Here is a 12846-nt window from a genome sequence, read left to right as displayed (position 1 = left end):
CATCAGGCTCCCATCACCAGTATCAACGTGGCGCAGACACAAACGTACAACGCGCCTTCGAACAGTGCCTCATGCCAGACAAACTGCAGCACACCGAGACGGCGCAACGTCCAGTCCAGCAACAGGAAAATCGGCAGGCCCAACAGCAGCGCCTGAGCAATCGGGGGCAGATAGGCACCACCCACTTCCAGATCAATGGGCAAGGACAGGGTCTCCTTCAAGGCCAGCGGGTTGAAAGTAGCCGCGATACCGCTCGACGAACGACACCACGATCAGCAGCGCCACACGCATGCGGAACACCGACCACAAGCGCTCATGAACATCGGTATGCAGGGCATCCAGTTCGTCGCCCAAGGCGCGCAGGTTGTCGAGTACCTGCGCCACTTCGACTCCGGGCCGGCCGGCAACCAGCCTTCCGGTGTCCCGGACGGTCGAAAACAGCCGACTTTGCAGATCCGCACTCAACAGTGCGTTGTTCTGCCCCTGCTGCCGCAGCTGATTCAAGGCAATACCCAGTGCCATGCAGCCCAGGCTGGTTTGAAACCGCTCACGCGATTGTGGCTCCTGGGTCGCTGGCAGCAGCCCCAGCATCATGGTCAGGCGATCAACCATTCGACTCTCGAAAGCAAACTGCTGTTCATCGGTTGCCGAGGTTTTCAGCAAGGCATACACCTGCTCGCAGTTCTCTCTATGCAGCCGGCGCATGCGCAAGTCCGGCATGAACGGAAAGATCAGCACATACACACTCAACGCGAGCACGGTCGCGCAGGTATAAGCCCCGGCAAATTCGAACCACTGGGTCGCGGTGTTTTGACCGATCCCCACGTTCAACGGTCCGAGCAGCAGAAAAGTCGTGAGCCCCAGGCCCATGCCGGTACCGGTAGTGGGTGGACTGGCCAACCCCACTGCAACGGCATAGAGCAAGGGCGCCAGCAGCAAGGCAAGCATCTCGAAATTGCTGATCATCGGAACAAACATGAACTGAAGGAGCGCCGAGGCCACCAGCGCCAGCACGAATCCCCGCGCATAGCTTTGAACGGCCAGCAGCGGCCGGGGAAACGTCGACATCAGCGAGCACAGGATACCCAGCAGCACCATGCCGGCTCGTGCACCGTCCCAGCCGGTTTCGATCCAGATCAGGCCGGCGATCAACAGCGCGGAAAAGGCCCGGATGGCATTCATGGTCGCCAGGGTGAAGTCCAGGTGCAGCGGATTTTCGCGCCCGCGAAACACGCTGCTGGCGGGTCGTCCGCTCTGGATGGCATCACTCAACTCCAGAATCTGCTCAAGCTGCTGTAGCAGGCGTGCCTGCTCCCAGCGCAGCGACCAGGCCAGCGAGCGCAAGGTGGCCGGCAGCGGCTCGGTCAATTGTTCGGCTCTGTAGGCCAGCTCATCAAAGCGTTGTTGCAACGACGTGAAGTAATGGCGCTGTTCACTGGACAGCGATCGCCCCTTACGCGCCAGTTCATCGAGAAAGGCCAGTTCCTCGGCGCGCAACCGTTGAATTTCTTCAGGCAGTTCGCCCTCCCAGCGCTCGGTCAACAGCAGGCGCTGGTGGCGCAGAGCTGTCAGGCGCGCGGTCAACAACACCAATTGGTTACCCAACAGTTGCACCAGGCCGTTGGCACTGCGTAACCGTGGCGCATCGAAGTACATGTGTCGGCGTACGCCCTCCAGGCCGCTGATCTGGCCCAGCAGCTGCATTTGCCGCAGCTGAAAGTCAGCTTCGCTCTCTTCAGTGCGGATGACCGCGCTGGCATGGGTGGCCAGCAACCGGGTGATCTGATCGATCCTGGCGAAGTAATCCCGGGCCACGGCTTCCGGCCTGGCGGTGAGCAGGCTGACCACACACACGCAGGCAACCGCCAGCAAGGTTTCGGTGAGGCGGGTCACCGCCAGCAAAAAGGTACCGTCCTGATCGGGAATCGCCAGCAACGCGATGACCACGGCGGTGTAGCCACTGAGCACGAACGCCCCGGAACTGGTGTAGCGCAACAGCGTGCCACCGGCGGTGCACAGCGCCAGCCACAACGCCAGGGTGGTGATGAACGGCAGCGGCGCCTGGGGAAAGATCGCCATGATCAACACCGCCACGACCGCGCCCGCCGTGGTGCCGATCACCTGGCCAAAACTGCGGGCCAGCACCATGCCGCCCAGTGGCTGGCTGATGATGACCACGGCCATGATCGACCACTTGGGTTGCTCCAGATCGAACAAAAACGCCAGGTACAGGGTCAACAACCCGGCCGCCATGGTTCGCAAGGCAAACAGCAATACCCCGGGGCCGGGGTTGAGAATGGCCTTGAAGTACTGCAACAACGCTTGCATGGGAACACTCGTCGAGACGCCTCCAGCAAGCGTAGTCACTGCAGCGGGGCCTCGACAGGTTTTGCCGTCGACACCGCTTGCAGGCCCATTGAATCGTCAGTGAACGTCGTCAAGGTTTGACTCAAAGCCCGGCCTGACCGAAGCTGGCGCCTTTGCAAAAGTTAGCCAGCTTCCGGATTCCTGCATGCCCAAGTCCCGCCGCTATCTGTTTATCAGCCTCTTCGCCCTGCTCGTCATCGGCCTTGCGTGGTTTTCCCTGCGCGATACCACCCCGATGGTTCCCGAAGCTATTCAGCGTGGCTACAGCGAAGCGCTGGCGGCTGCCCGGGCCGGTCAACCAGGTGCTGCGCGGGTGCTCTATCAGCAGTTGGGGCGTGCGGACCTTCCCCCCAAGCGCCGTGTCTGGTTGCATGCCGAGTTGCCCAATTATCCAAGCTCGGTGGCCCTGAAGCTGGCGAATGCCGACTTGCAGAACGAGTCGCCCGAGGTGCGAATCGCCGCGATCAGGAGCATCAGCGGCCTGGTACCGAACGGCCAGCGCAGTTTATTGCTGGGGCCATTGCTCGATGACAGCGAACAAAGCGTGCGGCTGGCCGCGATCAACGCGCTGCTGGGTTTGTCCCCGGATGAACTCGGTTTGTATTTCGGGCCGCTGGAGCAAGCCATCGATGCCTGGGAGCAAGTGCTCAAGAGTGAGCCGCAAAACGCCGACAACCAATACCAACTGGCCCGGCTGCACCTGCACAACGCCGAGCTCAAGGACGCGCAACAGGCGCTGGACAACACCCTGCGCCTGGCGCCGGACAACCTTCCGGCGCTGGTGCTGCAAATCGAAGTGCTGGACAAACAGGGTCAGAACGACGCCGCCCGGCAACTGCTGGCCAGGCAGCTCCAGGCGCAACCCGATTCGGCCTACCTGCAACATGCCCTGGGTCTCTGGTTGCTGCATCACGACCAAAGCGAGTTCGCCCTCCTCGGCCTGTCCAGGGCCGTTGAACTTGAGCCGAACAACCGGGATTACCGCTACGACCTGGCCACCACGTTGCATGTCGAGCAGGAACTGGATGCGGCACAGAAACAGTTGCAGGAAATCGTTCAGCGCCATCCGAACGATCGCAAGGCCCGGGTGCTGCTGATCAATTACTGGAAGGAAAGCGGGCAGCTGCAAAACGTGCAGATCCTGTTGGCCCAACTCGAACAGATGAACCCCGATGATCCGGCATTGCAACAAGGGCTTTGACCTCGACTGACATTTCGTTGAGCCGATGTCTCGACCAAGGGTCAAGTGAACAGGCAGCTCGTCGCAGCAGCGCGCGGCGGCTTCCTCGATCCGGAAATGCAGATGATCACCAAGCCATTTACCTTCGATCTGTTGACAGCGAAAGTGCGGGAGATAATCAGCGCCTGAATGCGAGTGATGGACTTCTCAATGTTCCCGCCGTCACACCTGCATTGTCGTACCGGATACTTTTTTATGCGCCGCGATCACCTGCCCGTTTTGTTGTTCGTTGTATAAGTAGATCCCCACAGCGCTGACCTCATTAGCGGGTTTCAACTGCCTGATCCCGGCCCGCCATGCCGACTCTGAGGTCTGCAACCCCAATACAGCGGTCAGCCCTTTGTCGACTTCGGTATTGCCCAGCTTGTAAACCGACTGCACCGCCGTTTCGTGAATCAACGATTTTCCGGCGTCGATCAACTCCCCGCCTGTCGGCACGGTCATCAATTGGTGATGCCTACTTTCCTTGAGTCGAGAGCTCACACCGCCAACAAAGCGAATCGCATCGCTCACTGCAGTTTTCATCACGATACCGGCGACAGAGTTCAGTATCGGATGAACGCCTTCAGGCGCGCTTGCGGACCACATACCCTTAGCCATATTGCCGCTCAAATTGGCAATCGTATTAACGGCCAGCGCACCTCGCGTGCTGATATCCGGAGCAATGCTGGGACCTATCCTGGAAACTACCCGCCCAACCGCCTTCGTCCCCATTGATTTGACAACCCCTTCAACCATACTGATTGGGTCGGGTGCTGTTAAACCAAGGGTGAATCCCACACCAAAGCTGAGAATTCCCACACCCGCGACGGTCAGATTTTTGCGGATAACGCTGTAATCTTCGCGTTCCAGAACATGGGCCACAGTCGAGCCACCTACATAGCCCGCCGCCATGCCTGACATTATTGCGACGGGGTAACTTGCCATTCGCCCCAGCGATGCTTTCAAGGCCTTTCTTACCAGTTGCTTTGCGCCATATCCTGCGGCCGCCTTGACAGTTCCCCGGCCAATTGCAGCGAGGGTCGCAGTGATGCGCTTCACTTTGCCAATCCGGGTTTTGGCCAATCCGAGCCAGTCGACATGCCCGAGTGGATTGCCCCCCACCATCCGATACAGGTTCAACCCATCTAGCGTTCCCGCCGGATCGGCGTTCAACCAACGCTGTCGCCACGGCATGTAATACCGAAATCCGTAGTAATACAGCCCCGTTGCGTCCCGCTCCTTTCCTGAATACCGAATCGTCTTGTAGCTGGCCTCAACCTTGTCCCTACCCGCCCACCAGGATGTGCCGCCGTAGGGATAGTAGCTTTCCTGGCTGATGAGTCTGGCGTCTTTATCCAGTTCCAGCGTGCAGGATTCCAGATGATCGGCAAGGCAGTAACGCAACTGATGCCGGGCACCTTCCGGTGACGAGCCCCTTTCCCAGTGAAGGATCCGCACGGTGCATCTACCGCACTGGACACTGATGACATGCAGAGTCTCATCGGGACTTGTACGAATCTCCACACCCGGCAAGTAGCGGGTTTCATGGGTACGGGTCAATGTGCCGGTGTAAGCCGTACGGATTTTTCGCACACGTTGGTCATCGCCGTCATAGACATAAACTTCCATGTCAGCAGGTTCGTCCTCGCGCACCACCTGATCGACCTGACGCAAGCGGTTGCGTGTATCCCAGTGCAGTGTCTGTCCCCGTTGAAGCACCTTGAGATTGCCGCAGGCGTCATACGCAGCAGCAATTTCACTGTCCCCTGGTGATTCGATGCCATCGCCCCACGGCAGGCTTCGGTTGCTCAAGGTTGCAACAGCCGTTCGCTCGGATCGATTTGCGCTGTCAGCGTAGTGATGCAGGGTATCCAGATTGCCACTGGCGTCGTAGTTGAACGTCTGGAGATAGTTCTCCAGTTGGCCAGGGTCCGGTGGCGAAACGAATGCCGGCAAATGGGGGCCGCCCGAGGCATTGCAACGTTGTCGACCGCTGGCTTCGATGAGTTGACCGAGGGTGTCGTACTGCCAGGTACTGATCGCGGCAACGCGTTGATTGCGCGAGTAGCGGATCGACTGGGTGTTGTCAGTGATACGAATCGGGTTACCGACTGGATCATAGGCATACGTCAGACTCTGTAACGGTGGCTGACCTGCCAGTTGCGCTTGCAGCGTTGCCAGCCGCCCATCCTCGGGATCGAAAACGGCGCGAGTGACTACGCCGTTACCGGCGGTTTGCTGCACGATTTGTCCGAAAGCGTTGTATTGAATGTCACCCATCAGGGTGATTTCATCATCGGCGTCAGCCAGCTTGATGCGGGTTTCGAACAATTGACCGGCAACGGTCTGACGCTGGAGTTGTTCGTTGCCCAAAGCATCAATATGCCGTACCCACTCGCCGACACTGTTAAAACCTATTTGTGTGAGCGCCCCTTGAGGCTCGAGCAATTTATCGCGCTCGGTTTCGTTCACTGGCCAGTCAGGCAATTGAACTTGCGCCAGAAAGCAACGAGTCTGCTGCAAACATGCACCGAACAAACTGAATTCGCTGAAGTGCTGAGTACCCGCACCGTCATCGTGACGGATCAACTGACCGCAGCGATTGTGCCTGGCGGACTCTGGCGAATCGTCGCCATACACAAAACAAGCCGTGCGCTGCTCTTCACCTGTCGCCGATTCAAAAACGCCCTCCGGGCGCAAAGAGAAATCGTAGGTCATGCGCAGGTGATTAAGTTTCTGGTCCCAATTTTCCAGCCTTTGCTGGGCAGCACCGTAAATACTAACCCGCCATCCGGCGTCCAGATTCACAGAGAGCAAAGGCTGCCCGGTGAGAGTGGTGACTGTGGTTTGATTGGCGGGTGCGGACCCATCGTGATCATGAAGAGCAAAAAGCCGGGGATCGCGGCTGTGACTGGCGCGGTTGCGGATGCTGTAGATATGTTGGGTGATGCGTGCTTGAGGGGCTTGGCTGACCGAGCACCGATGATAGGCAATTTCACGTACGACGGAGCGACGCGGATCAATCACTGAAAGTGTTGGTGTATGACGGTGCATTGCGCTCGCTCCGGATCACATGACGTCCGAAACGTTTATCTGCTGATACAACACCACCGTCAACTGTCAGAAACTACAGGTACGCGCATGACCAACACGCTTACGAAAGCATGTCCTGCATCAGTTCCTGCAACTTATCCAGATCGAATGGCTTGTCCAGGATCGGCGCCTTGCGGGTGATCGGGCTGTCGGTCTCGCGGATTTCCTGGGCATAGCCGCTGATGAAGATCACCTTGAGCTCCGGTCGCAGCTTCACGGCGGGCTCGGCGATCTGCACGCCGGAGATTCCACCGGGCAGGCGGAAGTCGGTGATCATCATGTCCAGGTGCGGCTTGCTCGCCAGGATCTCAAAAGCCTGCTCGCCGTTTTCGGCCTGCAATACGCGGTAACCCTCGCCTGACAGATAAGCGGACAGCACCATCAGAATCGACGGATCGTCCTCGACGACGAGTACTACATCTTGTGCATCTTCGCTCATGGGAAGCCTTTGTTCGGTCGTTTGCTGCTGATACGACCGTGGGGTCGATCAGAGGTTGCGTTTGGCTGGCTGTTTTCCTGCAGCGGCAGACAAACGCGAAACAAGGCGCCTTCGCCAATCCTGCTCTGGACCGTAATAGTACCGCCATGGGCGGTGACAATCTGTTCTGAAATAAACAATCCCAGGCCCAGTCCGGCAACGGCGTGCCTGGCCGATATCCGTTCGAACTGCTGGAAAATCCGCTTCTGGTTTTCCTCGCCGATGCCGATCCCCTGGTCCCGCACGTCCACCAGCGCCGTGCTCCCTTCACTGTAGACCTTCACCGAGACCGGGCTCTTGGCCCCATAGCGCAAGGCGTTGGTCAACAGGTTGGAAATGACCTGTTCAATACGAAATTCATCCCAGTTTCCGATCACCGGCTGCTCGGCATCCAGCGTGACCGACGCCTCGGCGGCGTCGATTTGCCGGGAAAAATTATGCAACAGGTCGCGAATCAACGCGCAAAGGTCGAACCGTGTCGGCCGGATCGACAACTTTCCGGTGCGAATGCGCGAAACATCGAGCATGTCTTCGATCAAGCGAATGAGGCTTTTGATCTGCCGTTCGTCGCGGTCGACCATGGCGTGCATCTTGTCCAGGGTGAAGGCGGCGGCGTTGTCCCGGGCCAGGTGCATCTTGCGCAACTGGGTTTCAAGGATCAGGCCGTTGAGCGGCGTGCGCACTTCGTGGGCGACGACAGACATGAAGTCATCGCGCATGCGCACCGCCTGTTCCAGTTCCAGCCGGGTGTTTTGCAGTTGCTCGAGCAATGCCTCCTGCTCTCGGCGGCTCTGCTCCAGGGCCAACACCTGTTCCTGCATCGCCTTGCTCTGGCGATACAGGTCGACGAACACATTGACCTTGCTCTTGACCGCATGGATGTCCAGCGGTTTGTGCAGGAAGTCCACGGCACCGCTTTCATAGCCCTTGAACGCGTAGTTCCGTTCACGCCCGGCGGCGCTGACGAAAACAATCGGGATGTTCCTGGTTTTTTCCGTGCCACGCATCAGCTCGGCCAACTCGAAGCCATTCATGCCGGGCATCTGCACATCGAGGATGGCCATGGCGAATTCGTGTTGCAACAGCAGTGACAAGGCTTCGTCGGCGGACAACGCCTTGTACACGATCCGGTCCTCACACTTGATCAGCGCTTCGAGCGCCAGCAGATTCTCCGGCAGATCGTCGACGATCAGCAGTTTGGCCGGGATATTACTCAGCATGCGATTCGTTCCAGCTCGACAAGCAGACGGCCAATGCCGCGTACGAGGCACCGATCACGATCGCTTCGATAACTGTAAGGTTCGTTGCACTGCTCATGATTTTCGGTAGATCCGTTCTTGTTTGACCAGCGGCTCGAACTGATTGCCGAAGGCTGAAAAACTCGGGGTTTCCTTACTGCCCAACACCAGAAAACCGCGATGGCAGAGGGATTCATAAAACAGTCCGAATGCCCGATTCTGAAGTTTTTTATTGAAATAAATCAGTACGTTACGACATGAAATTAATTGAGTTTCTGAAAATACGCTGTCCGTCGCCAGGCTGTGATCGGCGAAGGTCACGTTCTCGCTCAGGGTCTTATCGAAAATCGCGTACCCATAGGCCGCCGTATAGTAGTCGGCAAACGAACACTGGCCACCGGCCTGCTGATAATTAGCAGTGTAGGCGCGGACATTCTCCATCGAGAAAATCCCTTGCCTGGCTTTTTCCAGGGAGCGCGGATTGATGTCGGTGGCATAGATGATCGTGCGGTCGAGCAGGCCCTCTTCGCGCAGCAGAATGGCCATCGAATACACCTCTTCACCGGTGCTGCATCCGGCGATCCAGATCTTGATCGAAGGATAGGTTCGAAGCAGCGGCACCACTTCCTTGCGGATGGCCATGAAGTGCGAAGGGTCGCGAAACATCTCGCTGACCGGAATAGTCAGCAATTGCAGCAATTGCATGAAGGCCGTCGGATCGTGCAGGACCTTTTCCTGCAGCGCCGAGATGGTACTGCACTCGAACTGACTCATCGCATGGTTGACCCGGCGCTTGATTGAAGCGCCGGAATAATCACGAAAATCGTAGCTGTACTTGAGGTAGATCGCCTCGATCAACAATCGCAATTCGATATCGCTGTTTCGCTCCACTGAAAAACTGCGCTCCACTAGATGCGTTCCATCTTCGGTAACCACACACGAATCAGCGAAAACAGTCGATCCAGGTCGATGGGCTTGGCCAGGTAATCGTTGGCGCCGGCTTGCAGGCACCGCTCCTGATCGTCCTTCATGGCCTTGGCGGTCACCGCGATGATCGGCAGCTTGCGCCAGCGCGGGTCCTTGCGGATTTCAGCCGTGGCTTCAAAACCATCCATCTGCGGCATCATCACATCCATCAACACCAGATCGATGTCCTCCACTTCATTCAATCGTTCAATCGCTTCAAGGCCGTTGCGGCCAATGACCACAACTGCGCCCTTTTGCTCCAGCGCGCTGGTGAGGGCGAAAATGTTGCGCACATCGTCGTCCACCAGCAGCACCTTGCGGCCTTCGAAGACCTTGTCGCGGCTGCGGGCGACCTTGAGCATCTGCTGCCGCTCATGGGACAACCGTGATTCGATTTTGTGCAGAAAAAGCGTCACCTCGTCCAGCAGCCGCTCCGGAGAGCGTGCGCCCTTGATGATGATCGAACGCGAATACTTGCGCAGCTCGGCCTCTTCATTGCGGGTCAGGTTGCGCCCGGTATAGACGATGACGGGCGGAAATGAGCAGATGTCTTCGGTGGACATGCGCTTGAGCAAGTCATTGCCGAGCATGTCCGGCAGTTTGAGGTCGATGATCATGCAATCGAATACGCACGTGCGCAGCAGGTCCAACGCCTCCTGTGCCAGGCCAACGGCAGTGATCTCGATGTCATCGTCGCCGATCAGGCGGGCAATGCTGTCGCGCTGCAAATCGTCGTCCTCGACCAGCAGCACGCGCTTGACCTTCTGGGTCAGCTTGGCCTCAACGCGGGCAAATACATCCTTGAGTTCCTCGCGGGTGGTCGGTTTGACCGCATAGCCAATGGCGCCCATGTGCATAGCCGCTTCGACCCGGTCTTCGACCGAAATCACATGCACCGGGATATGCCGGGTTTCGGCGTGTTCCTTCAGGCGTTGCAGCACGGTCAGGCCGGAATGATCCGGCAGGCGCATGTCCAGCAGAATCGCATCGGGGATGAACGTCCTGGCCAGGTCGTAGCCTTCGTCGGCGCCATGGGCCACCAGGCACTGATAACCCAGTTCATGGGCAAGATCGTAGAGGATGTGCGCAAAGTTCGCTTCATCTTCCACCACCAGTATGCAGCGGCTGCTGAACGGACCGTTGTTGCGATCATCGTCGAAACGCGGAATGTCGACTTCGGCTATCAGTGGCGACAACGTGGGTGGCGATACCCTCGGCGCAGCCGCCACAGGAGCGGCTCGCATCGGTTCAACAGGCACTTCACCGGGTTCTACGTATTGCTGCGGCAACACCAGGGTAAACACACTGCCCTGCCCCGGTGTGCTGGCCACACTGATGGAGCCGCCGAGCAAGGCCGCCAGATCACGGGAGATCGACAAACCCAGCCCGGTGCCGCCATAACGCCGATTGGTGGTGCCATCGGCCTGGCGGAACGCTTCGAAGATGCTTTCGTGCTGGTCTGGCGCAATGCCAATCCCGGAATCACGCACGCTGAACGCGATGCCGTCGTTCAGCACGGGGGCGACGGACAGGCTGACGCTACCGCTTTGCGTGAATTTCAGCGCGTTGGACAGCAGATTCTTGAGGACTTGCTCCAGACGCTGGTGGTCGGTGAACAGCATCAGCGGCACACCCTCCTGCATATCCACCTGGAAATCCAGCCGCTTGTCCGTGGCCAATGGCTGGAACAGGTCATGCAGGCCATCCACCAGACGCACCACGCTGGTGTTCTCTGGACGGATTTCCAGTTTCCCGGCCTCGACTTTGGAAATATCCAGAATGTCGTTGATCAGGTGGAGCAAGTCATTGCCGGCGGAGTAGATCGACTCGGCGAACTTGACCTGCTCGGCGCTGAGGTTTTGCTCCGTGTTTTGGGCCAACAGCCTGGCCAGGATCAACGAGCTGTTCAGCGGAGTGCGCAGCTCGTGGGACATGTTGGCGAGGAATTCTGACTTGTACTTGCTTGAGCGCTGCAACTCGACCGCGCGTTCTTCAAGCTGGATCTGCGCCTGGTTGAGCTCGGTGTTCTTCAAGTCCATGGCATCACGCTGATCGGCCAGCACCTGCGCCTGCTCGGCGAGTTGTTCATTGGTTTGCTCAAGCTCCACCTGCTGGGTTTCCAGGTGAGCTTGCGATTCCTTGAGAATCCGCGACTGCTCTTCGAGTTCCTCGTTGGCGGTCTTGAGCTCTTCCTGCTGCACTTGCAGTTCTTCGTTGAGCTGTTGGGTTTCGGCCAGCACGTCCTGCAGACGCTGACGATAGCGCGCCGCTTCGATGGAGGTGCCGATGTTGCCGGCTATCAGTTCCAGCAGTTCGGTGTCGCGGTCACTCAGAGGGCGCAGAAAGCCCAGTTCGATCACGCCGTTGACCCGGTCATCGTCACTGGTCGGCACCACCAGCACGCTGCGCGGCAAACCTTCGCCGAGGCCGGAGCTGACCTTGAAATAATCGCCCGGCACCTCGTCGAGGCGAATCAGCCGCGCCTGTTGCACCACCTGGCCGACTATGCCTTCGTCGCTGTAGATCTGTTGTCCAAGGGTTTCCTGTTCACGGGAGAAACCATAGGAGGCAATGCGTTTGAGGCCTCCATGATCTTCCCGGACATAAATCGCCCCCACGGCGGTGCCCAGGTACTGCGCGCAAAATTGCAGGATGTTGCGTCCCAGCAGGTTAAGGCTCAATTGCCCCAGCACCTGCTCCGCGAGCTCGGTCTGGCCGTTGCGCAGCCAGGCCTGCTGCTCCAGGTGATGGGCGCTGGCTTGTTGGGCAGCGAGATTGACGCTGTAACTTTGCGAGAGATTGAGCAGATCGCGGCGCCCGACATACGCCAGCAAGCCGCTGACGCCGGCAATGAACAACAGATAGAGGCTGATGCTCCAGACTGTGCTCTGCCGCACCTCTTCATTGCGAGCGGTGCGCAAATGCTGTTCGGTGTCGATCACTTCCTCGAACTGCTTGCGAATTTCATCGGTCAGGCGCTTGCCGCGTCCGGCCTTGACCACGGCGCGATAGTCACCGCTGCTGCGCTGCAAATCGATCATCGATTGCGCATAGTTGGCCCACTCCAGCTGCAATGCCTGCAACCGCAGCAGGCGGTCGGTTTGCACTGGATTATCCGCGGTCAGCTCAAGCAAGGTGTCGAGGGCCACGGCAATTCGCGGCTTGGCGGTTTCGTAGGGATCGAGGAAATGTTCATCGCCACTTAGCAGGAAACCGCGCATTCCGGTTTCCAGGTCCACGGTCAGCTTGACCGCTTCATTGGCGTTATTGATCACCCGGTCGGTGTGTTCCACCCACTTGATCGTCGACAGCAGATAGGTGATCAGCGAAACGAAGAACACCGCGCTGATGAGGCCCAGCCCCAATGGCAGGCTGATGTTGCGGCTCAGGAGTTTATGAAATCGTTGTTCATCAACCGAGGACGCTGAGGGCATGGGGCAGGCCTTGTCGAACTGTCAGATTGCAAGGAGTTTGCCCCATAT

9 protein-coding genes are annotated in these 12846 nt (G+C 58.3%); 2 read left to right on the top strand and 7 right to left on the bottom strand.

Going from position 1 to position 12846, the window contains the following annotated elements:
- Positions 1 to 2: 2 nt before the first annotated feature.
- A complete protein-coding gene (locus tag AC06G5_RS14280) occupies positions 3 to 203 on the bottom strand; it encodes a DUF1656 domain-containing protein (RefSeq protein ID WP_008001544.1) in 201 nt (66 codons plus the stop codon).
- Complete coding sequence (locus AC06G5_RS14275) at positions 193 to 2328, bottom strand: FUSC family protein (protein ID WP_480459733.1); 2136 nt, start codon at positions 2326 to 2328, stop codon at positions 193 to 195. Before AC06G5_RS14275 ends, AC06G5_RS14280 begins: the two co-directional genes overlap by 11 nt.
- A gap of 184 nt (positions 2329 to 2512) precedes the next feature.
- Here AC06G5_RS14275 and AC06G5_RS14270 point away from each other — a divergent pair, with 184 nt between their 5' ends.
- Complete coding sequence (locus AC06G5_RS14270) at positions 2513 to 3568, top strand: tetratricopeptide repeat protein (RefSeq protein WP_413704896.1); 1056 nt, start codon at positions 2513 to 2515, stop codon at positions 3566 to 3568.
- A 45-nt stretch (positions 3569 to 3613) separates the two neighbouring features.
- Entirely contained in the window at positions 3614 to 3736 is a 123-nt protein-coding gene (locus AC06G5_RS14265) for a hypothetical protein (protein WP_413422871.1), read from the top strand.
- 33 nt (positions 3737 to 3769) lie between these two features.
- On the opposite strand, the gene AC06G5_RS14260 is transcribed toward AC06G5_RS14265, so the two are convergent.
- From AC06G5_RS14260 to AC06G5_RS14240, 5 genes are all read right to left on the bottom strand, one after another.
- Positions 3770 to 6643 (bottom strand): RHS repeat-associated core domain-containing protein, encoded by a 2874-nt coding sequence (locus AC06G5_RS14260; protein ID WP_480459732.1) that lies wholly within the window; start codon positions 6641 to 6643, stop codon positions 3770 to 3772.
- A 100-nt stretch (positions 6644 to 6743) separates the two neighbouring features.
- A complete protein-coding gene (locus AC06G5_RS14255) occupies positions 6744 to 7121 on the bottom strand; it encodes a response regulator (protein ID WP_007970583.1) in 378 nt (125 codons plus the stop codon).
- Positions 7118 to 8380 carry a hybrid sensor histidine kinase/response regulator gene (locus AC06G5_RS14250; protein ID WP_413422837.1) on the bottom strand — a complete coding sequence of 421 codons (1263 nt, stop codon included), beginning with the start codon at positions 8378 to 8380 and terminating at the stop codon, positions 7118 to 7120. The genes AC06G5_RS14255 and AC06G5_RS14250 overlap by 4 nt, the downstream gene beginning before the upstream one ends.
- Positions 8381 to 8473: 93 nt before the next feature.
- Positions 8474 to 9307 (bottom strand): CheR family methyltransferase, encoded by an 834-nt coding sequence (locus tag AC06G5_RS14245; RefSeq protein WP_413422839.1) that lies wholly within the window; start codon positions 9305 to 9307, stop codon positions 8474 to 8476.
- Positions 9307 to 12798, bottom strand: a complete 3492-nt coding sequence (locus tag AC06G5_RS14240; RefSeq protein ID WP_413704898.1) for a response regulator — start codon at positions 12796 to 12798, stop codon at positions 9307 to 9309. The genes AC06G5_RS14245 and AC06G5_RS14240 overlap by 1 nt, the downstream gene beginning before the upstream one ends.
- Between the last annotated feature and the right edge of the window lie 48 nt (positions 12799 to 12846).

This window comes from Pseudomonas sp. WT-JTC (genome assembly GCF_056711565.1).
The sequence above is the reverse complement of the archived record's forward strand: the minus strand, read 5'-3'. Positions and strand labels throughout refer to the sequence as shown.